The organism is Streptomyces sp. NPDC047028 (assembly GCF_040644095.1).
Taxonomy (GTDB): Bacteria; Actinomycetota; Actinomycetes; order Streptomycetales; family Streptomycetaceae; genus Streptomyces.
Window position 1 is genome coordinate 104127 of record NZ_JBEYVS010000017.1, and the last position, 19348, is coordinate 123474.

A 19348-nucleotide genomic window follows, 5' to 3' on the forward strand; every position below is an offset into this window, starting at 1 on the left:
GACGGGTTCCCATCTGACGGGGCATCAGCCACCATGGCCGGATGCGTCCCGCCCGTGTGTTCCGTTCGACGACATGGCCGCATGGCCGCCGAGGCGCCGTCCTGGCAGCGTCGGCGGCCGTCGTGTGTGCGGGCGCGGTCCTCGGCACGTCCACCGGCGGTGGCGGGAGCCGTGACGGATACGTCGCGGTGGGCGGGGTCCCGCGTCAGCCCAGCGGTACGGCGGGGAAGCCGACGGGAGCTGTACGGATGGTCCCGCTGGACGGCGACGCCAAGTCGTCCCGGCCGTCCGGCACTTCAGTCCAAGGGGCGAAGGAGGCCCCGGGCACGGCGCCCGGCACGTCCGGCACCCCCGACCCGTCCGCCGACAACAGCGGCGACACCGGCAACGGCGACGCCGGGGCCCCACCGAGCAGCCACGGCACCGGCACCCCCACCCCCACCGGCCCCGCCTCCCCGAAGCCGCCCTCCCCCACACCGACCCCCACCGGGCCCCCCGCGCCCGCCGCCCTCACCTGGGGCACCCAGACACGGCAGCCGACGGACAGGCGCTGGTGCGAGAAGGTGACCGTGCCCTTCCGCAACTCGGGCGGCACGGCCGTACGTGCGGGCACGGTGACCTTCCGGACGCACGTCATCGGCGCCCTCGGCATCGACTGGTCGACGGTCGAGTCGACCGTGGACCTGCCGGCGCCGATCGGCCCCGGCACGCACCGGAGCGCCACCTGGACGGTATGCGTGGACGCCTGGCGCGTACCGCTGGGCATGCACATCGAGACGCGGGACGTCTCGGTCAGGTGGTCCTAGGCGCTGTCGTCAGGCAGCGCCTAGCCGGGTGTGAGCCGGCGATGCCGGCCCCCCGGCGGGTTACTTGAGCGCCAGCCAGGCGACCGCCGCCACGATCACCACTCCGACGACGATGCCGACGATCAGGCCGACGCGGGGGCCCGACGGGGCCGCCTGCTGCTGCCGGCCCTGGGGGGACTCGTCGACGAAGGCGCGGAACATCTGGGTGCTGCCTGCGGGGTCGTAATTGCCCTCGGGGCCCTGGGTGTTAGCCATGGGCCGAGACACTAGCGAATCCGGGGGAGCGGCCCAAGTGCGGGGCCATCCGGACCGAGGGGGCCCAGAGGGGACCTAGAGGAACCCCAGAGGAGGCCAAGCGGCCCACTCCCACCTGTGTCTTTACAAATGCAATGCTTGTCTTTGCCAACTTTTTACACCCATCCCGGCCAACTTGTTTGCCTGTAGCAACCAATCACTATTATGGTTGCCCCAAGCAACGAATACGGGAGGTGTGATGGCCGAGCGGGCGCAGTACGAAGAGCTGGCGCGCCAGCTCAGTGCCGTCGGTGCCGTGAAGCGGGACATGGGGCGGATACTGCCGCCCGACTGCCCGGCCGGCTCGGCCGCCGTGCTGACCCTGTTGGGCCGCCACGGCGCCATGCGCATGAGCAGGCTCGCCGAGCTGCTCGCCGTGGACATGTCGGTGACCAGCCGGCACGTCGCGCACGTCGCCGCGCGCGGCTGGATCGAGCGGTCCCCGGACCCGGCGGACAGGCGCTCACGCATCCTGCGCCTGACGCCGGCGGGCCTGGACCAGCTCGACGAGCTGTCCCGGCGGACCACCCACCTGCTCGCCGACCGGCTGAGCGACTGGACCGACGACGAGGTCGGCCAGCTCATCCGGCTGATGACGCGGCTGCGCGCATCCTTCGGCGACTGCCGGTCGGCCCCCGCGCGGCTCTCCGCACCCGTACTCACCGAGACCACCCGTACACCCGCGAACACGTAGTAAAGGAAGCCCATGGCAACGACCACACCAGCCGGTGTGCGGGCTCACGCCAAGCACGGGGGAGGCTCCTCGGCGGGGCAGGCCCCGATGACGCACCGGCAGATCATGGAGGCCCTCTCGGGCCTGCTGCTCGGCCTGTTCGCCGCGATCCTCTCCTCGACGATCGTCACCAACGCACTGCCGACGATCATCAACGACCTCGGCGGCGGCCAGTCCGCCTACACCTGGGTCGTCACCGCGGCCCTGTTGTCGATGACCGCCTCGGTGCCCCTGTGGGGCAAGCTGGCCGACCTGCTCAGCAAGAAGGCGCTCGTCCAGATATCGCTGCTGATCTACGTGATCGGCTCGGTCGTCGCCGGACTCGCGCAGAGCCCGTCGATGATCATCGGCGCCCGCGTGATCCAGGGCCTGGGCGCGGGCGGCCTGTCCGCCCTGGTCCAGGTGATCATGGCGGCGATGATCTCCCCGCGTGAGCGCGGCCGGTACTCCGGCTACACCGGTGCCACGTTCGCCGTGGCCACCGTCGGCGGCCCGCTGCTCGGCGGTGTCATCACCGACACCGACTGGCTGGGCTGGCGCTACTGCCTGTTCGTCGGCATCCCGTTCGCGATCATCGCCATGGTCGTGCTGCAGAAGACGCTGCACCTGCCCGTGGTCAAGCGGAAGGTCAAGGTCGACTGGACCGGCGCCTTCTTCATCACCGCCGCCGCCTCGCTGCTGCTCCTCTGGGTGACCTTCGCCGACGACAAGTACGACTGGCTGTCGTGGCAGACGTACACGATGGTGGGCGGCACGATCGTGCTGGCGCTGCTGTTCGTGTTCACCGAGACGCGCGCGTCGGAGCCGATCATCCCGCTGCGCCTGTTCCGCAACCGCACCATCACCCTCGCCTCGCTGGCCTCGCTGTTCGTCGGCGTCGGCATGTACTCGGGCACGGTCTTCTTCTCCCAGTACTTCCAGCTGGCCCGCGACAAGTCCCCCACCATGTCCGGCGTCATGACCATCCCGATGATCGGCGGCCTGTTCGTCGCGTCCATGGTCTCCGGGCGGTTCATCACCAGCACCGGCCGCTGGAAGGGCTGGCTGGTCGCCGGCGGTGTGTTCCTCACGGCCGGACTCGGCCTGCTCGGCGCGATGCGCTACGACACCCCGTACTGGCAGCTGTCGATCTACATGGCCGCGCTGGGTATCGGCGTCGGCATGATGATGCAGAACCTGGTGCTCTCCACGCAGAACCAGGTCGCCCTCGCGGACCTCGGCTCCGCGTCCTCCGTCGTCAGCTTCTTCCGCTCCCTCGGCGGCGCCGTCGGCGTCGGCGTGCTCGGCTCGGTGATGTCGACCCGGATCACGCACTACGCCAAGGACACGATCACCAGCCTCGACCCGCGGGCCCAGGCCGCCGCGGCCAAGTCGATGGGCTCCGGACAGCTGCCCGACATGGACCTGCTGCCCGCCCCGGTACGCACCTGGCTGGAGGGCGCATACGGCCACGGCATCGCGGACATCTTCCTGTACGCGGCCCCCTGCGCCCTGATCGCCCTGATCGTCTGCCTGTTCATCAAGGAGGTCCCGTTGCGCACCACCGGCGCACTCGCCCAGGACGCCCAGCAGAAGGCGGCCACGGAGACCACGGGTCCGGCCGAGTCCCAGGCGCTGGAGTCCGAGGCCCTGGAGTCGACGGCAGTGGAGCAGCCGGCGGACGAGTTGGTCCCGGCCGCGGTCGCCGTGAGCCCCGCGGCTCCCGAGGGCGCCGAGCTCACGGCCGCCGCCACCCGGCCGGTGACCGCCGTCGCCACGGTCGCCGGGCCCGCGCAGGGCGCCTCCGGCGGCACCCCGGTGCACGGCCACGTCCGCGGCGCCGAGAGCGCCCCGGTCGCCGGCGCCGCCGTCACGCTGATCTCCCTCTCCGGCCGCCAGCTCGGCCGCGCGGTCGCCCAGGCCGACGGCTCCTACGGGCTGGACGCGCCCGGCGCGGGGTCGTACGTCCTGATCGCCTCCGCCGACGGCTACCAGCCGCAGGCCTCCACCGTCGTGGTGGGCGAGGAGCCGCTGTCGTACGACGTGCTGCTCAGCGGCACCAGCGGGCTGACCGGTGTGGTCCGGGCCGCCGGGAGCGCGCTGCCCGTCAAGGACGCGATGGTGATCGTCACCGATGTGCGCGGGGATCTGCTGGCCACCGCCGCCACCGGGGAGCAGGGCGAGTTCGCGCTCACCGACCTGGTGCCGGGCACGGTCACCGTCGCGGTCAACGCGAACGGGTTCCGGCCGCGCGCGCTGCCCGTCGACGTCAGCACCGCCGGGGTCACCCGGATCGAGGTCGACCTGGACGCCGGCGCCCAGCTGCGCGGTGTCGTACGGGCGCCGCACGGTCCGCTGGCCGACGCCCGCGTGACGCTGGTCGACGCGGCGGGCAACGTGGTCGGCACGGCCACCACCGGCGCCGACGGGGCGTACGCCTTCGCCGACCTGGACGGCGGCGAGTACACCGTCATCGCGACGGGCTACCCCCCGGTCGCCACCGCGCTGACCGTCTCCGGCACCGGTGTCGACGACCACGGCATCGAACTCGCCCACCCCGGCGAGTAGTCCACCACCGGCCCGTGGCGGAGCGCGCCCTGAGCTCGGACGCGCGCCCGCCGCGGGCCGGTTTTCCTGACGACCGACCGATATACACAGCTTTTCAGGGAGAAAACGGGATGGGACTGACCGCGAGGATCCGTACGCGGGACGGATGGGCCGTGTCGCACGCGGTCGTCACGGTGACCGACGTCACCGGCGCGCAGGTGCTGCGCGCCGAGGCCGACGCGGAGGGTGCCGTACGGGACACCACCGAGCTGGCGCCGGGGCCGTACACGGTGATCGTGACCGCCGTCGGCTACGCGCCCGCCGCCTCCAGCGCGATCGTCACCGCCAGCGGACGGGCCGAGGTCGGCACGGTGACGCTGGCCCGGCAGGGCGGCTCCCTGCTGCCGCCGCCCGGACCGTGGACCATCGACCCGGCGCACTCCTCCGTCGCCGCCGTCGCCCAGCACCTGGGCATCTCCAGCGTGCACGGCCGGTTCACCGAGTTCGGCGGGACGGTCGAGATCGCGCCGGACGACATCGCCAAGTCCCGGGTGACGGCCGTGATCCGGGCGGCCTCCGTCGACACCGGCAACGGCATGCGGGACACCCACCTGCGGTCCCCGGACTTCCTCGACGTCGAACGGCACCCTGAGATCACGTACACCTCCACGGGGCTCACCCAGGCCGGCCCGGACCGCTGGACCGTCCACGGCGACCTGGCCATGCACGGCGTCGTACGGCCCGTCGACCTGGACCTCGCCTACCTCGGCACCGGCGCCGACCCCTGGGGCGGCACGCGGGCCGCGTTCCGCGCGACGGCCGAACTCCGTCGCGAGGACTTCGCGATGAACTACAACCAGGTCCTCCAGGCGGGCATCGCCGCGATCGGCACGACCCTCCGGGTCGAACTGGACATCCAGGCGGTGCAGGGGGAGTCTTTGCCGGCCGCGTGAGGTTCTGCTCCCGGGGCTGTTCGGCGGCTGCGGCTCGGATGCGGCTTGTCGCGCCCACGCGGCGGAGCCGCATATCGATGCAGCCCCGCGCCCCTGGGGGCGCGGCAGGCATCCCTAGTTTTCTGTCGCCCCGACAATCCGCCGAGCAAGATCCCGCAGCTTCACATTCTCCCGCTGCGACGCCCGCACCAGACTCTCGAACGCCGCCGCCGCGTCGATGTCGAGGCGTTCCATCAGGATGCCCGTGGCCTGGCCGATCAGGTCACGGGTGTGCATGGCCTCGGTGAGCTGCTCGCGGACGGTCACCGAGTTCAGCGCCAGGCTGACATGGGTGGTGAGCAGCCGCCCGAGGCGGGTCGCGGTCTCGTCGAAGGCGTCCGGCTTGCGGGAGTACGCCGACAGCACCGTGATCCGGCGCCGGTCCGCGCGCAGCCGCAGCGACAGCACGGAGCGCAGCCCCGGCCCGGACAGCGATTCCCGCGAGGGCCCCGCCGCCTCCGCGTCCTCCAGGCCGTCCGGGTCGCCGTGCCCGGTGCGGACCACCGGCGTGGTCCACAGCTGCTCCCAGTGCGCCAGGTCCGGCGTCTGCGTGGCGCGCACGATGTCGTCGGTCCAGGCGACCGTACGACGGCTCTCACCACGCTCGATCTCGGAGATCCCCGCGTGTTCGGCACCGGGCAGCAGATGCACGGCCAGCCGTACGGCGGTGTCCAGCGTGGCGTGCGGAGTGGTCGTCTCATGCAGCTGCCGGGCCGCGACGGTGATCGCCTCGGCCAGGTCCAGGCCTAGCTGAAGACGCGTCACATCGGAAAAGTCAGACGAAGCCACCACGAACCTCTCGGACAACACGGCCTACGGCCATGCTCAGGAGAGCTCCGCAGCACATTCCCGACTGCGAGCACACGACATCTGAACTCTAGCTGCTCCATTGCGGTGACGTGATGTTCGCTCGGCGACCGTGTCCGGCCGCCTTCCGCCGCCGGGTGGCCCGTGGTCCAATGGAACCGTCGGTCAGGAAGCGGCCTCCCGGATTCCGGGCCGCCCGGAACCGGAAGCGGAACCTTCCCCCGTCCGCCTTTCCAGGTGAGTGCCGTGACCTTCCTTCCCACTCCGTGCCCGCAGCTCGACCTGCCGGGCCGCACGCTGCTCACCCTGCCCCCGGACATCGACCTGAGCACCGCGCCCGCCCTCTACTCCCACATCGTCTCCGTCGTCCGCGCCCGCCCCTCCCCCCTGCGCCTGCTCGTGCTGGACCTCACCCGCACCCGGTTCATGGACTCCCAGGGCGCCCGCCTGGTCGACGACATACGGCGGCTGCTGCAGCCGCACACCGAGGTCCGCGTCGTCGCCCACCCGCACGATCTGCCGAGCCGCGTCCTGGAGCTGACCGGCGTCCGCCGTGACGTACCCGTGTACGACGACCTGACCGAGGCGATGGCGTTCTAGTCCTAGGCTGCGCCCATGGCACCGAACATCGCGACGAACACCCGTGTCTCGCTGGACGAACTGCTGGACTTCGTACGGCCCCGCCATCGCGCGATCCTGCTCACCCGCCGCGCCGACGGCAGCCCCCAGGCGTCCCCGCTGACCTGCGGCGTCGACGACGCCGGCCGGATCGTGGTGTCCACGTACCCGGAGCGCGCGAAGACCCGCAACGCCAAGCGTGAGAGCCGGGTCAGCCTGCTCGTCCTCAGCGACGAGTGGAACGGTCCCTGGGTCCAGGTCGACGGCACCGCCGAGGTCCTCGACAGCCCCGACTCGGTCGAGCCCCTGGTGGAGTACTACCGGAACATCGCCGGCGAGCACCCCGACTGGGACGAGTATCGGGAGGCGATGGTCAAGCAGGGAAAATCGATCATCCGGGTGACTCCCGAGCGGTGGGGTCCCGTGGCCACCGGGGGATTTCCGGCACGGCTCGTGGAGCAGGAGTAGCGGGCCCGACGGCCCCGGCCCGGGGGCTCAGCCGCGTTCGACCATCGCCTCGATGCCGGCCACCAGCAGGTCCAGGGCGAAGGTGAAGTCCCGGTCCAGCATCTCGGCGACCGTGTCCCCGCCGCGGGCCTCCATGATCTCCTCGGACTCGTGGAGGGCCTCGGCGGCGTCCGGGTCCTGCCGGACCGAGCGCATGGCCTGCGCGTAGTACTCGTCCGGGGTGAGCCCGGCACCCTCGACGCTGGCCAGGAAGTGGCCCTCGATCGTGCCGTGGCCATACACGAACTGGAAGACGGCCGCGATCGCGCCCGTGACCCCGTGCGCGGGCAGCCCCGCCCGGCGGACCACCCGCCGCACCTGGCGCGAGAAGCCGAGAGAGTTCGGGCCGATGTTGAGGTAGCGCCCGGCGAGCGCGGACAGCCACGGGTGGCGCACCAGCAGCGCCCGGTACTCCGTGGCCAGCCCCCGCAGCTCGTCCCGCCAGTCGGCGCCGCCGTCCGCCGGGTCGGGCAGCGCCAGCTCGCCGAAGGCCGCGTCGAGGGCGAGTTCCAGCAGGTCGTCCTTGGTGTCGACGTACCAGTACAGGGACATCGCGGTCACGTTCAGCTCGGCCGCCAGCCGCCGCATGGAGAACCTGTCCAGGCCCTCGGCGTCCAGCAGCCGTACCGAGACGCCGGTGATCCGCTCCCGGTCCAGACCCGAGGGCTGCGCACTCCCCCGCCCGCCCCGCCGGACCTTCCCCCCGAGCCACACGCTGGCCCGCGCCGACCGACCTGCTGCCTTCGCCACGGGAGCACCCTCCTCGATTCCGGCCACCCTCCCAAACTAAGGGGCGCGGGGCGGTGCCGAAACGCGGCGACGCCACGAGGGGGCTGCTCCCGGCCGGTCAGCTCCGCTTCGTGAGGTCGTAGAAGGTGGCCGAACCGACCGTGACCTTCGTGAAGTTGCCCTCGACCCACGAGGTGATCTGCGAGGCCGTACCGCGGTTGCCGCCGCCCATGCCCGCTCCCATGCCTGCGCCCATGCCTCCGCCGGCGATGAAGTAGTGGATCTTGCCTTCGGCCACGTACTTCTTGAACTGGGCCAGGGTCGGCGACGGGTCGGTCCCGTTGAAGCCGCCGATCGCCATGACCGGGTCGCCGGTGGCCAGCTGGTAGCCGGCGGCGTTCTGCGAGCCGATGGACGCGGCGACCCAGGTGTACTCGTTGGCGTCGGCCTCCAGCAGCTTCTCGGCGGCCGAGGAGACGTTCGCGCCGTCCAGCAGCCCGCCCATGCCACCGCCGGCACGTCCACCGCCCCCGCCTTCGCCCGTGCGGGCGCCGCCGGGGAGGCCGTTGCCGTTCTGACCGGGGAATCCGTTGCCGTTGCCGTTCCCGTTGGGTTGGCCTTGGCCGCCCGGCCGGCCCTGCTGATTCTGGCCGCCCTGCCCCGGCATGCCGCCGCCGAAGCCACCCCGTGCGCCGCCGGCGACACCCCCGCCGGCGCCCCCGGGGCCGCCGCCCGGCCGGCCGCCCGGGCCGCCCATCATGCTCGCGCCCGCCGGACCCGCCGTGGGGATCGAACCTGTGTGGGCCGAGTTCACCGTGCTCAGGGTGTACGCCGTCGGGCCCGCCAGCGCGGCCACCAGGCCCACCGCCGCCGCGCCGAGCGCCGGCCGCCTGCCGATCCGGCAGGCGAAGACCAGGCCGAGGGCCGCCGTCAGCCCGCCGACCAGCACCAGCCACCTCAGCCAGGGCAGATAGTCCGGCACCCGGTCGAGCAGGACGTACCCCCAGACCGCCGCGGCCACCACGGACCCGGCCGACGCCAGCGACGCCCAGGTCTCCCCCCGGCGCTCCCACAGCAGCCCGGCGCTCATGCCGGTCACCGCGGCGAGGTAGGGCGTGAGGGCGACCGTGTAGTACTGGTGGAAGATGCCGGCCATGTAGCTGAAGACCGCCATCGTCATCAGCAGCGAGCCGCCCCAGACCAGGAACGACGCGCGCGTGACGGACGTGCGCCGGGCCTTCCTCGTCGCCCACAGGCCCGCGAGCAGCAGGATCAGCGCGGCCGGAATCAGCCAGGAGACCTGGCTGCCGATCTCGGAGTTGAACATCCGGTCCCAGCCGGTGGCGCCCCACTGGCCGGTGCCGCCACCCCCGGGTCCGCCTCCGCCGCCGACGCTGCCGGTCTCGTCGCCGTTGATCCGGCCGAGACCGTTGTAGCCGAAGGTCAGTTCAAGAAAGCTGTTGTTCTGGGAGCCGCCGATGTAGGGGCGGGAGGACGCCGGCCACAGTTCCACGACGGCCACCCACCAGCCGCCGGAGACGAGCAGCGCGAGGGTCGCGAGGCCCAGCTGGGCCAGCCGCCTGCGCAGCCGTACCGGAGCGCAGACGGCGTACACGAGCGCCAGCGGCGGCAGGATCAGGAACGCCTGGAGGGTCTTGGCGAGGAACGCGAAACCGATCGCGGCCCCCGCCCACACCAGCCACCTGGTCCCGCCGTCCTCCACCGCCCGTACGACGAGGTAGCAGGCCAGCGCCATCAGCAGGGCCAGCATGGCGTCCGGGTTGTCGAACCGGAACATCAGCGCCGCGACCGGGGTGAGCGCGAGCACCGCCCCCGCGATCAGCCCCGACGCCGGGCCGAACCGGCGCCGCACGGCCGCGTACACCACGGCCACCGTGCCCACGCCCATCAGTACCTGCGGCGTCAGGATCGCCCACGAGTTCAGGCCGAAGACCCGCACCGACAGCTCCATCGGCCACAGGAACGCCGACGGCTTGTCCACGGTGATGGCGTTGCCCGCGTCCAGCGAGCCGAAGAAGAACGCCTTCCAGGACGTGCTGCCCGCCTGGACGGCCGCCGAGTAGAAGGAGTTGGCGTAACCGGAGGCGCTCAGGTTCCAGAGGTAGAGGACGAGGGTGGCGGCGAGCAGACCGAGGAACGCCGGGCGGACCCAGCGGGGGTCCTCGGGCCGGCCGCGCCACAGTCCGCGGGGCCACCGACCCGGCGCGAGTTCGGGGGCCGACGGGGGAGCGGGGTGGGGTGCGGCCGTGGGCGGCGGTCCCCAGCCGGCGGGGCCGGTCTGCCGCGCGGGGTGGTGGCCGTAGTCGGTGGTCATCGGGGGTCCCCCGGGTCGTTGTGCGGGTGCGGGTGCTGCGGGTGCGCATGCGGGCGCTGCGGATGCGGGTACGAGTGCGGGTGTGGCTGCGGGTGCGCGAGGGGCCATTGCGGAAGCCGCACGCCCGTCCCGTACGCCGGCTCCTGCTCCCCTCGGCCGTCCGGGAAGACCCACGCCCTGAAGAGCAGGAACCGCAGGACGGTCGCCGCGAGGTTGGCGGCGATGAGCACCGCTAGTTCGGTGGAGTGCGCGGGGTGGTCCGTGGCCGTGTCCAGGGCGGCCAGGGAGCCGCTGGTGAGGGCGAGTCCGATGCCGAACACGACGAGCCCCTGCGCCTGGTGCCGTACGGCGCCGCCGCGGCCGCGTACCCCGAAGGTGAGCCGGCGGTTGGCGGCCGTGTTCGCGACGGCCGAGACCAGCAGGGCGAGCGCGTTGGCGGTCTGGGCGCCGCAGACCTGCCGGAAGGCGCCGTAGAGCAGCAGGTAGAACAGCGTCGACAGGCCGCCCACCACGCAGAACCCGGCGAGCTGGCGCGCCAGCCCCCTGGGCAGGTCCCGCAGTTCGTGGACCTCGCGGTCGCGCGGGTCGTCGCCGAAGGGCCGGGTGAGCCGGTCCAGCGGCAGTGAACCGGAGGCCAGGGCCTTGCCGATGCGCCAGACGCCCTTGAGGTCCTCGGTCGCCGTCCGCACGATGTGCACGGAGGAGTCGGGGTCGTCGACCCAGTCCACCGGCACCTCGTGGATCCTCAGGCCCGCCCGCTCGGCCAGCACCAGCATCTCGGTGTCGAAGAACCAGCCGGTGTCCTCCACCAGCGGCAGGAGCACCTGGGCCACGTCCCGCCGGATCGCCTTGAACCCGCACTGCGCGTCCGAGAAGCGCGCCTGGAGCGAGCCGCGCAGGATCAGGTTGTAGGCGCGGCTGATCAACTCCCGCTTGGGGCCGCGGACCACGCGTGAGCTGCGGGCGAGCCGGGAGCCTATGGCGAGGTCGGAGTGACCGGAGATCAGCGGCGCCACCAGGGGCAGCAGGGCGTTGAGGCCGGTGGACAGATCGACGTCCATGTAGGCGAGGACCGGGGCCTCGGACGCGGACCACACGGCCCGCAGGGCCCGGCCCCGCCCCTTCTGCTCCAGCCGGAAGGTGGCGACCTCGGCGAGCTCCGCCGCCAGCCGGGCCGCCACCAGCGGGGTGGTGTCCGTGGAGGCGTTGTCCGCGATCGTGATGCGGAACGTGTACGGGAACGTACGGGTCAGGTGCTCGTGCAGTCCGCGCACGCAGGGGCCGAGGTCCTTCTCCTCGTTGTAGACGGGGATCACGACGTCCAGGACAGGCGTACCGGCGTCCATGGCCGGGAGGTGCTCCCGCGCCGGCAGGGTGCCGGTGCCGGGGAAAGAGTCGGTTCGCATGGGACCGACTTTTCTCAAGTCCCCTGTCGTACCTGTGTGGTGGCGCTGTGCTGTGCCTGTGAGTCGGCCGGCCGCTCGGGGCGGGGCACGGCAGCGCCGCCGGGCGCGGGGAGCTGGGGCAGGTGCACGGTGAAGACCGTGCGGCCCGGCACGCTGTCCACGGTCACGGCCCCGCCGTGCGCGGTGGCGACGGCCTGCACGATGGCGAGGCCGAGCCCGGTGGACCCGGAGGAGCCGGCGGAGCTGGTGGAGCCGGAGGAGCTGGTGGAGCCGGAGGTGCCGGCGGGCCCGGTGGCTCCGTCGGTTCGCCCGCGCGCGGGGTCGCCGCGGGCGAACCGCTCGAAGACGTGCGGCAGCAGCTCGGCGGGGATCCCGGGCCCGTCGTCCTCGACGTCGACGCACGTCCAGGGCCCGGCGTGCCGCACGCGCGCGATGACCGTCGTACCGGGCGGGGTGTGGTGCCGGGCGTTGCCCAGCAGGTTGACGAGCACCTGCTGCACGCGAGCCGCGTCCGCGGTCACCGGCGCCGGTTCGTCGGGCAGTTCGAGCCGCCAGCTGTGGCCGGGGCCGGCCGCGCGGGCGTCGCTGACGGTGTCGACGACCAGCGGGACCAGGTCCGTCGGCTCGAACTGCAGGGGCCGCCCGGCATCGAGCCGGGCGAGCAGCAGGAGGTCCTCGACGAGGACGGTCATCCGTCCCGCCTCGGACTCGATACGGCCCAGTGCGTGCCGGGTGTCGGGCCCGACCCGCTCCCGTCCGCGCCGGGTCAGCTCGGCGTAGCCGCGGATGGAGGCGAGGGGGGTGCGCAGTTCGTGGCTGGCGTCGGCGACGAACTGCCGTACCCGTGTCTCGCTCTGCTGGCGGGCGTGCAGCGCCGCGTGCACATGGTCGAGCATCCGGTTCAGGGCGGCGCCGACCTGCCCGACCTCGCTGTGCGGGTCGCACTCCGCGTCGGGGACGCGTTCGCTGAGGTTCACCTCGCCGGTGTGCAGGGGGAGTTCGGAGACCCGGGTGGCGGTCGCGGCGACCCGCCGCAGCGGCCGGGTGGCGACGCCGACGATGGCGGCGCCGGCGAGGGAGGCGGCTACGAGGCCGGCCGCGGTGACGCAGACCTCGACGAGGATGAGGGTGTCGATGGTGTTGTCGACGGAGGCGGTCGGGACGGCGACGTAGTAGGACCCGTTGTCACCGGTCCGGTACTCGACCCGGTAGCGGCCCGCGCCGGGCACATCGACCGTGTGCTGGGCCCGGTCCACCCGCGGTACGGCTTCGAGGGCGGCGAGCTGGGCCCTGGTCAGCGGCTTCGCGCTCACCTCGAAGTCGCTGTCGGACTTGTCGCCGCGCTCGGCGTCGACGACGGCCCCGTTCTCCACCCGGGCCGCGATGATGCCCTGCTGCGGACCCTTGGTGACCAGGTCGCCCAGGGTCGTCGGGTGCGGCTTGATCCGCTGCCCGCCGGGCGCGGCGCCGCCGCCGGGCTGCTGCCCCGGCGGCCCGAAGGAGCCGGAGGCGCGCGCGGCGACCTCGTCCAGCTGGCCGTTCAGCTGGTCGTACAGATGGCTCCGCAGGGCCAGGGTGGTCACCGTGCCGATGACCGCGCACACCACGGCGATGAGCACGACGGACGCGACGACGAGCCGTGTCCGCAGGGTGCGGGGTCTCCCCGCCCGCCGCTTCCGCGGACCCGGCCGGCGCCCTCCGCTCATGACACCGCGGGCGAGGCGACGGGCTTGATCAGGTATCCGGCGCCGCGCCGGGTGTGGATCATCGGCTCGCGCCCGGCGTCGATCTTGCGCCGCAGGTACGAGATGTACAGCTCGACGACGTTGGCCTGGCCGCCGAAGTCGTACGACCAGACCCGGTCCAGGATCTGCGCCTTGGAGAGCACGCGCCGCGGATTGCGCATCAGGAAGCGCAGCAGCTCGAACTCGGTGGCGGTGAGGTGGATGTTGGCGCCGCCGCGCGACACCTCGTGGCTGTCCTCGTCCAGGGTGAGGTCCCCGACGACCAGCACGGACTCCGACCTGCGGTCGGCGGCCCCGGAGCGGCGGATGAGACCGCGCAGCCGGGCGACGACCTCCTCCAGGCTGAACGGCTTCGTCACGTAGTCGTCGCCGCCGGCGGTGAGCCCGGCGATCCGGTCCTCGACGGCGTCCTTGGCGGTCAGGAAGAGGACCGGCACGTCGGGCAGGTCGCGGCGCAGCCGGCCGAGGACGGAGAGGCCGTCCATGTCGGGCAGCATCATGTCGAGGACGACCGCGTCGGGCCGGAAGTCCCGGGCGGTCTGGAGGGCGCCGTGCCCGTCTCCCGCGCTCCTGATCTGCCAGCCCTCGTAACGGAGGGCCATGCTCAGCAGTTCGGTGATCGACAACTCGTCGTCCACCACAAGCACGCGGACGGGGCTCCCGTCCGGCCTCAGCAGTTCGGTGCGCCCCTGGGGCGAGGTCGTGGTCATACCGGCCACCCTGTCGCCGCCCTCTGAGAACAGACTTGCACCTGTCTGTGATTTCCCTGAGAAACGCACAGGAGTCTCTCAGGGAACACCTGGGAACGGGCCCGTCAAAAGAGGCCGTCCTGGGCCCCGCCCGTGTTCTCGAACGCCCGCACCGGGAAGGTGAGCCCGGATCCCGTCTCCGGGGCGAGGGGCACCAGCTCCCAGCCGCTCATCAACCGGGTGTCGAGGACGACGAGCCCGCGGTGTCCCTCCACGGCGAGATGCAGGTCGGGCCCGGCGGCCCCGGCCAGCTCAGCGCTGAGGAACCCTCCGGGCCGCAGCTCGACGACGTCGCCGAAGGCCACGCGATCACCTCTTCGCCCGAGCCCGAAAGCCTCCACGTGATCAACAGGTCGGCACTCGGCCCGCTGCAACGACTCGGGCCACCCCTCCAGTACGACAGCCCGCGCGTGCAAGTCCCGCACCTCGGCGGCGCGTTCCTCCTCCGTGTCCGGCAACCGGAACCGTACGGCCCGCTTCTCGGCGTACGGGATCCGGTCCGGCACCCGCAGGGCGGCGCGCAGCAGTTCCTCGGTGCGCCGGGCGGCCATCAGGGGACCGGTGCCGAGCCAGGTGAAACAGACGGCGCCCTGCTCCAGCAGCCGGGCCGAGCCGCGCTCTACGGCGGTGATGCCGACCTTGAGGAGGCCGGGACCGAACCACGCGAGGTACACCCGGTACGGCCGCGGATCGTCGGCGAAGGTGTCGGCGGCCACGGAGTGCGCCCGGTCCAGCCGAGCACACTCCTCGCACCGTCCCCCCGTACTCCGCCCGCCCACCACGGCCCGCCCCGCACACGCATGCCCCCGAGCCCCCTTACACCGCCGCACGCTCCCCTCGACCACCCCGAACCCGACCCGCTGCCCCCACCCCAGCTCACTGCACCGCCCCCCGCTCCAGCGCAGCGCGGGCCCGTCCACCGCCCAGCGGATCCCCGTACAGCTCCATACCTGTGCCATCACTCGCGAGGGTAGAACTCCCCACTGACAACGCCCTTCCGCCCGCCGGACCCGGTACGGTACGAGAAGGCCCGAAGCCGCAACTTTGGTTTGCGGCTTCGGGCCTTCCCCACGGTGTCCTCCAGGTCCTACGACCGCTTACGGCAGCACGTACACCGGCACGCCGTCCCCCTCGCTGCCCACCTGCCGCATACAACCCCGCTTGATCAGCATGCGCACGCAGTCGTGCACCCGGTCCAGGGTGAGCCCGGTACGGCTCGCGACGTCCTCCAGCCGGCACCGGGCCGGGCCCCGCACCAGCGCGGGCGCGAGGTAGGCGGCCACGGCGTGCACATCGTCGGTGACGACGAGGTTCCGCGACTTCCAGGTGGCCAGCAGCTGCTGCGGAGTGATCGTCGGGTGCTCTGCGGGGCCGGACCGGGGCCGGGGGTCGGGTGGCTGGAGACGGTCCGCGATGATGTCGAGCGTGTCGGCGATGCGGCCGAGAACGTCGTTGGTACGGCGCATCTCCTCGGCCCGCGCGCCCTGCGCCACCGCCAGCGCCTCGTCCGCCCGGATGTTCCGCTCCTCCAGCCGGACGATGGCGTCGGCCACCTGCTGGGGCATGAGGTAGGCGGTGCCGCCGGTGGGGGCGGGTTGCACGGGGGCGGGTTCGAGGGCGTAGGAGCCGTCGCGCTGGAGGGTGGAGATGACCTCACACACCCACGCCTTAAAGGGTTCGCACTCCGGCTTGGTGCACCCGTTGACGAGAGCGATCAGCCCCTGCAGATTGACCATCTTCAACGACTTCTGAAGCCTGTGACCTGCAAGTTTGCGCAAGGCGTCTAGTGGACAGACGCCCTGTGCAATCTCGCTGAGCCGCTTGGTGCAATCCGGTGCAACGTGCCACAGGAGCGCTTGCCGCGTGTTTGCGTAGCCCAGTTGCAGGGCCACGTCCGCCGCCGGGAACCAGTGCTCCCCACCCGGCAGCGCAGCCTCCGCACCCGCGCGCCCGTGGCCGCGAAAACGAAGTCGTTGATGTCGATCGCGTCCTGCGTCCGTGCCGTCGCTTCTCCCGACGGCGTGTTGTTCTGCTCGTACATCGAGCATCACCTCCGCCCCGGAAGCTAGGGGCCTGATCACCAACTCACGTCCACAAAGGGCACATTCACTCGAAAGAAGACAGAGGGATCGATTCACCAACAACCGGTTCGTCGGCCGCGGTTGCGATCGCGGCCGTCTGTCCGTCCGTACGCAGACGCCCTCGGCCCGCCAACCGGCAGCCCACACAGCCGGGGTGACCCGCCCGGGCCGCGGAGTCCCTGACTCGGAGGCTCCACTGGTCCCGAGGGCGGCCACCCGGGGGTTTGCCCCAGCCGGCCAGGTGGAGGAACCAGGTGGTGAGGAGACTCAGGGCGAGGACCACCAGGCCACCGGCGACGACGGGCAGGGACGTCGTACAGATGCCCAGGCCCACCAGCCCGGTTCCCGCGGTCGCGATGCCGAAGCCGGTCCAGCCTGCGATTGTGTGACCCTCGTCGTACAGATGCGCACTCATCCAGCCGCCTCCCAGGGAGCGATTTCCCTCACGGACTAAGAAATTTATCACTAAAACCTCTCACCAGCTAAGGGATTTCACCCATGCACGGCCGCCACCGACCGCCCGCAACCCCGGCGCAGGCGCTGTCGGCGATGGACCAGCTCATCGCCGCGCACCTGATCGGCCAGCAGGAACTGGCCCGCCGACTAGGCCTGACCGTCACCGACCTCACCTGTTTCGCCTTCGTCCTGGAGGCACGCGAGGCCGCCCGGCCCGGAGCCGAACCGGGCGACGCGGACGGTGGCAGTGGGCTGCTCACGGCCGGTGATCTCGCAGCCCGAGCCCATGTCACGACCGGCGCGGTGACCGGCATCCTCAACCGGCTCGAACGCGCCGGCTACATCACCCGCCACCCGGACCCCAGCGACCGCCGCCGGGTCCGCGTGGCGGCCGTACCGGCGGCCATCACCCGCATCGAGGCCATGTACGCGGGCCACTACAAACGCCTGACGGCCCTGTTCGCGGACTACTCCGCCGAGGAACTGTCGGTCATCACCAGCTGGTTCACGCGTGCCACCGACCTGGCCCACGAGTACCTGGAGAAGCTCAACCGCAACGACCCGGACGAGGAGTGCTGAACGACGCAGACCTCGGCCGGCCACACCCTGCCGGTCAGCCCCGGGCTCCGTCCCACCAGCCGTCTGGATCGGCGCCGACCTCGGGACTACGAGGAGGGCTCAGGGAGGATGTCGGAGAGACTCACGGCCGGGCGGCCCAGCGTCGCTGTCAGCACGCACCGCTGGTGTCCGGTCAGAGAGGCGACGAAGACCACTACGTCGGCGTCGGTCCGGTCGCAGGCCTGGATCACCTCACGGATCTTTCCGTGGCTCAGCAGTGTCCGCGAGGAGTAGGGCAGCCCCATCTTCTGGACCCCGCCGTCCGAGACGCCCCGTCGCTGCACCATCCGCTCCACGACCCGACCGCCGAGCCCGGCCACCTCACCGGCCGCCGACGCCATCACCGTGTCGAAGTCCTTCTGCTTCGCCGAGAAGTAGCCGACCAGGACCACATCAGCCCCCGCGACCGTGACGCTCGACGCCCGACGCCGCCCCGACTTCGCCGGCACCCGGCGAGCCAGCCGCCGGTCCCGCCGTCGGCGCGCGGGTGTGAACCTCGGTCGACGCACGCGGTCACGCTACAGCGGCACTTCGCGCCCACCGGCCGTTGCTGTGCTCAGCTGCGATACGACCCTGAAACGCCGAAGGCCCCGGATCTCTCCGGGGCCTTCTTCCATGTGCACTCGGCAGGATTCGAACCTGCAACCTTCTGATCCGTAGTCAGATGCTCTATCCGTTAAGCTACGAGTGCTTGTTTTTTTAGTTTTCGTCTCCGGCTCCCGGTCCTTGCGGCCCGCTCGCGGCGACAGGAAGAACATTACATGACTGCCGCCGCCATGTGAAATCCGTTCCGCGTACCCCTTGTGACCTGCGGAAACGGCGAAACCCCGGCGGTGAGGGCCGGGGCTTCGGGTGGTGGCGGAGGCGGAGGGATTTGAACCCTCGATGGGGGGTAAGCCCCAAACCGCATTAGCAGTGCGGCGCCATAGACCGGACTAGGCGACGCCTCCAGCACAACCGCTCACGCGAGCGCGCGAGTGGTGCGTGCAGATGATGACACAGTCGAGCGGGGTGCCACCAATCGCCCCCCACGGTACTAGGCAGTCGGGCCGCAGGGCAAAGGCGTTCCCCGGTGCGGCGGGGCGGCGGGGGCCCGGGGGGTGCCTGTTCATCGGCCGTGATCGGCTGCGAGCGCTGTGACCCGCTGCGAGAGCTGTGAGCGCTGTGATCGGCCTCGGGCGGCGGTACGCGAGGGGCGTGGGCGCAACGTACCGGCTGCTCGGGCGTTGGGCAGGCCATGGTGTTCGTCATCTCGATCGCGCGAGGCCGGGTCCTGGGTCCGGTTCTCGCCGCCGCCGTCGCCGCCGTGCCCCTCGCCGGGGTCGGTTCCAGCGCCGCCGCCGCTCCCTCCCCGTCCGGGGCCGCCGGGCTTCACAGGCCGCCGCGGCACGGCAGCGGTGACCGGCTCACCGTCGTCGTCCGGCATGCCGGGCCCGGGCGGGACGGGTCGTACGAGCTGTCCTGTCATCCCGACGGCGGGCGCCACCCGAACCCGGCGGGGGCCTGCCGGATGCTGGACGGGAAGACCCGGTGGGGGCGGGACACCTTCGCCCCGGTGGCGCCGGGCAGCACCTGCACCATGATCTACGGCGGCCCGGCCACCGCCCACGTCACCGGCACCTGGGCGGGACGGCCCGTCGACGCCGTCTACGACCGCAGCAACGGCTGCGAGATCGGGCGCTGGGACCGGATGGTGCCGCTGCTGCCCGCGATGACGACGACAGGGGAGACGAAAGGCCGGGTGTAGGGGCGCCGGGCGGCCCGGAACCGGGCCGGGCCGGGTAGGTGGGTGGGGCGATGTCGACCATACGGTCACATGTTCGCCTTCACTTCCTCGTGCGACCTCCCTCTCATCCGGCGTCGCGAGCGCAACCCGAGCCCTTAGACTCCCTCGCGTGACACGCCGCGGGCAGGTTGGCAAGATGGCCCAAGCGGTCGGCAAGGTG

At 72.0% G+C, this 19348-nt stretch carries 19 protein-coding genes and 2 tRNA genes; 8 read left to right on the forward strand and 13 right to left on the reverse strand.

Annotated features, from left to right (window positions below):
• Nucleotides 1-41: 41 nt before the first annotated feature.
• Complete coding sequence (locus ABZ854_RS17390) at nucleotides 42-806, forward strand: hypothetical protein (protein ID WP_361211008.1); 765 nt, start codon at nucleotides 42-44, stop codon at nucleotides 804-806.
• Nucleotides 807-866: 60 nt separating this feature from the next.
• On the opposite strand, the gene ABZ854_RS17395 is transcribed toward ABZ854_RS17390, so the two are convergent.
• Nucleotides 867-1061, reverse strand: coding sequence for a hypothetical protein (locus ABZ854_RS17395; RefSeq protein ID WP_361211011.1), 195 nt, complete (start codon nucleotides 1059-1061; stop codon nucleotides 867-869).
• A 238-nt stretch (nucleotides 1062-1299) separates the two neighbouring features.
• Here ABZ854_RS17395 and ABZ854_RS17400 point away from each other — a divergent pair, with 238 nt between their 5' ends.
• From ABZ854_RS17400 to ABZ854_RS17410, 3 genes are all read left to right on the forward strand, one after another.
• Nucleotides 1300-1794 carry a MarR family transcriptional regulator gene (locus ABZ854_RS17400; RefSeq protein ID WP_361211014.1) on the forward strand — a complete coding sequence of 165 codons (495 nt, stop codon included), beginning with the start codon at nucleotides 1300-1302 and terminating at the stop codon, nucleotides 1792-1794.
• Nucleotides 1795-1806: 12 nt separating this feature from the next.
• The gene (locus ABZ854_RS17405; protein WP_361211017.1) at nucleotides 1807-4380 is read left to right on the forward strand and encodes an MFS transporter; all 2574 of its coding nucleotides are present in this window, start codon (nucleotides 1807-1809) and stop codon (nucleotides 4378-4380) included.
• 110 nt (nucleotides 4381-4490) lie between these two features.
• Nucleotides 4491-5312, forward strand: coding sequence for a YceI family protein (locus ABZ854_RS17410; RefSeq protein WP_361211019.1), 822 nt, complete (start codon nucleotides 4491-4493; stop codon nucleotides 5310-5312).
• Between the two features lie 114 nt (nucleotides 5313-5426).
• On the opposite strand, the gene ABZ854_RS17415 is transcribed toward ABZ854_RS17410, so the two are convergent.
• Nucleotides 5427-6116, reverse strand: coding sequence for a GAF and ANTAR domain-containing protein (locus ABZ854_RS17415; protein WP_361211022.1), 690 nt, complete (start codon nucleotides 6114-6116; stop codon nucleotides 5427-5429).
• Between the two features lie 279 nt (nucleotides 6117-6395).
• Here ABZ854_RS17415 and ABZ854_RS17420 point away from each other — a divergent pair, with 279 nt between their 5' ends.
• Both ABZ854_RS17420 and ABZ854_RS17425 read left to right on the forward strand, forming a co-directional pair.
• Nucleotides 6396-6758 carry an STAS domain-containing protein gene (locus ABZ854_RS17420; protein ID WP_361211025.1) on the forward strand — a complete coding sequence of 121 codons (363 nt, stop codon included), beginning with the start codon at nucleotides 6396-6398 and terminating at the stop codon, nucleotides 6756-6758.
• 15 nt (nucleotides 6759-6773) lie between these two features.
• Nucleotides 6774-7244, forward strand: a complete 471-nt coding sequence (locus ABZ854_RS17425; protein WP_361211028.1) for a PPOX class F420-dependent oxidoreductase — start codon at nucleotides 6774-6776, stop codon at nucleotides 7242-7244.
• Nucleotides 7245-7271: 27 nt separating this feature from the next.
• Here ABZ854_RS17425 and ABZ854_RS17430 read toward each other — a convergent pair whose 3' ends face one another.
• The 8 genes from ABZ854_RS17430 to ABZ854_RS17465 all read right to left on the reverse strand — a co-directional run bounded on the left by ABZ854_RS17430 (nucleotide 7272) and on the right by ABZ854_RS17465 (nucleotide 16743).
• Nucleotides 7272-8033 carry a TetR/AcrR family transcriptional regulator gene (locus ABZ854_RS17430; RefSeq protein WP_361211031.1) on the reverse strand — a complete coding sequence of 254 codons (762 nt, stop codon included), beginning with the start codon at nucleotides 8031-8033 and terminating at the stop codon, nucleotides 7272-7274.
• 97 nt (nucleotides 8034-8130) lie between these two features.
• Complete coding sequence (locus ABZ854_RS17435) at nucleotides 8131-10347, reverse strand: glycosyltransferase family 39 protein (RefSeq protein ID WP_361211034.1); 2217 nt, start codon at nucleotides 10345-10347, stop codon at nucleotides 8131-8133.
• Nucleotides 10344-11753, reverse strand: coding sequence for a bifunctional glycosyltransferase family 2/GtrA family protein (locus ABZ854_RS17440; protein ID WP_361211037.1), 1410 nt, complete (start codon nucleotides 11751-11753; stop codon nucleotides 10344-10346). Before ABZ854_RS17440 ends, ABZ854_RS17435 begins: the two co-directional genes overlap by 4 nt.
• A 14-nt stretch (nucleotides 11754-11767) precedes the next feature.
• On the reverse strand, nucleotides 11768-13459 hold the full coding sequence (locus ABZ854_RS17445) for a HAMP domain-containing sensor histidine kinase (RefSeq protein WP_361211040.1): 1692 nt from the start codon (nucleotides 13457-13459) through the stop codon (nucleotides 11768-11770).
• Nucleotides 13456-14208, reverse strand: a complete 753-nt coding sequence (locus ABZ854_RS17450; RefSeq protein ID WP_361211043.1) for a response regulator transcription factor — start codon at nucleotides 14206-14208, stop codon at nucleotides 13456-13458. The genes ABZ854_RS17445 and ABZ854_RS17450 overlap by 4 nt, the downstream gene beginning before the upstream one ends.
• Before the next feature lie 104 nt (nucleotides 14209-14312).
• A complete protein-coding gene (locus ABZ854_RS17455; protein ID WP_361211046.1) occupies nucleotides 14313-15206 on the reverse strand; it encodes a DUF2797 domain-containing protein in 894 nt (297 codons plus the stop codon).
• 138 nt (nucleotides 15207-15344) lie between these two features.
• Nucleotides 15345-16295: a Bro-N domain-containing protein gene (locus tag ABZ854_RS17460; protein ID WP_361211049.1), complete on the reverse strand. Its 951-nt coding sequence runs from the start codon at nucleotides 16293-16295 to the stop codon at nucleotides 15345-15347.
• Between the two features lie 58 nt (nucleotides 16296-16353).
• A complete protein-coding gene (locus tag ABZ854_RS17465; protein WP_361211052.1) occupies nucleotides 16354-16743 on the reverse strand; it encodes an HGxxPAAW family protein in 390 nt (129 codons plus the stop codon).
• Nucleotides 16744-16826: 83 nt separating this feature from the next.
• Between ABZ854_RS17465 and ABZ854_RS17470 the strand changes: the two genes are divergently transcribed.
• Entirely contained in the window at nucleotides 16827-17363 is a 537-nt protein-coding gene (locus tag ABZ854_RS17470) for a MarR family transcriptional regulator (RefSeq protein WP_361211055.1), read from the forward strand.
• Nucleotides 17364-17449: 86 nt separating this feature from the next.
• Here ABZ854_RS17470 and ABZ854_RS17475 read toward each other — a convergent pair whose 3' ends face one another.
• The 3 genes from ABZ854_RS17475 to ABZ854_RS17485 all read right to left on the reverse strand — a co-directional run bounded on the left by ABZ854_RS17475 (nucleotide 17450) and on the right by ABZ854_RS17485 (nucleotide 18352).
• Nucleotides 17450-17911, reverse strand: a complete 462-nt coding sequence (locus tag ABZ854_RS17475) for a hypothetical protein (protein ID WP_361211058.1) — start codon at nucleotides 17909-17911, stop codon at nucleotides 17450-17452.
• Between the two features lie 109 nt (nucleotides 17912-18020).
• A tRNA-Arg gene (locus ABZ854_RS17480) sits at nucleotides 18021-18093 on the reverse strand.
• Between the two features lie 165 nt (nucleotides 18094-18258).
• A tRNA-Ser gene (locus tag ABZ854_RS17485) sits at nucleotides 18259-18352 on the reverse strand.
• Nucleotides 18353-18639: 287 nt separating this feature from the next.
• Between ABZ854_RS17485 and ABZ854_RS17490 the strand changes: the two genes are divergently transcribed.
• Nucleotides 18640-19149: an SSI family serine proteinase inhibitor gene (locus ABZ854_RS17490; protein WP_361211061.1), complete on the forward strand. Its 510-nt coding sequence runs from the start codon at nucleotides 18640-18642 to the stop codon at nucleotides 19147-19149.
• Nucleotides 19150-19348 lie beyond the last annotated feature (199 nt).

Coding starts and splice junctions, on each gene's coding strand:
- ABZ854_RS17395 (WP_361211011.1), bottom strand. CDS start 1,061: ATGGCTAACACCCAGGGCCCCGAGGGCAATTACGACCCCGCAGGCAGC.
- ABZ854_RS17435 (WP_361211034.1), bottom strand. CDS start 10,347: ATGACCACCGACTACGGCCACCACCCCGCGCGGCAGACCGGCCCCGCC.
- ABZ854_RS17465 (WP_361211052.1), bottom strand. CDS start 16,743: ATGAGTGCGCATCTGTACGACGAGGGTCACACAATCGCAGGCTGGACC.
- ABZ854_RS17445 (WP_361211040.1), bottom strand. CDS start 13,459: ATGAGCGGAGGGCGCCGGCCGGGTCCGCGGAAGCGGCGGGCGGGGAGA.
- ABZ854_RS17450 (WP_361211043.1), bottom strand. CDS start 14,208: ATGACCACGACCTCGCCCCAGGGGCGCACCGAACTGCTGAGGCCGGAC.
- ABZ854_RS17425 (WP_361211028.1), top strand. CDS start 6,774: ATGGCACCGAACATCGCGACGAACACCCGTGTCTCGCTGGACGAACTG.
- ABZ854_RS17390 (WP_361211008.1), top strand. CDS start 42: ATGCGTCCCGCCCGTGTGTTCCGTTCGACGACATGGCCGCATGGCCGC.
- ABZ854_RS17410 (WP_361211019.1), top strand. CDS start 4,491: ATGGGACTGACCGCGAGGATCCGTACGCGGGACGGATGGGCCGTGTCG.
- ABZ854_RS17490 (WP_361211061.1), top strand. CDS start 18,640: ATGGTGTTCGTCATCTCGATCGCGCGAGGCCGGGTCCTGGGTCCGGTT.
- ABZ854_RS17400 (WP_361211014.1), top strand. CDS start 1,300: ATGGCCGAGCGGGCGCAGTACGAAGAGCTGGCGCGCCAGCTCAGTGCC.
- ABZ854_RS17440 (WP_361211037.1), bottom strand. CDS start 11,753: ATGCGAACCGACTCTTTCCCCGGCACCGGCACCCTGCCGGCGCGGGAG.
- ABZ854_RS17455 (WP_361211046.1), bottom strand. CDS start 15,206: ATGGCACAGGTATGGAGCTGTACGGGGATCCGCTGGGCGGTGGACGGG.
- ABZ854_RS17405 (WP_361211017.1), top strand. CDS start 1,807: ATGGCAACGACCACACCAGCCGGTGTGCGGGCTCACGCCAAGCACGGG.
- ABZ854_RS17460 (WP_361211049.1), bottom strand. CDS start 16,295: ATGCTCGATGTACGAGCAGAACAACACGCCGTCGGGAGAAGCGACGGC.
- ABZ854_RS17470 (WP_361211055.1), top strand. CDS start 16,827: ATGCACGGCCGCCACCGACCGCCCGCAACCCCGGCGCAGGCGCTGTCG.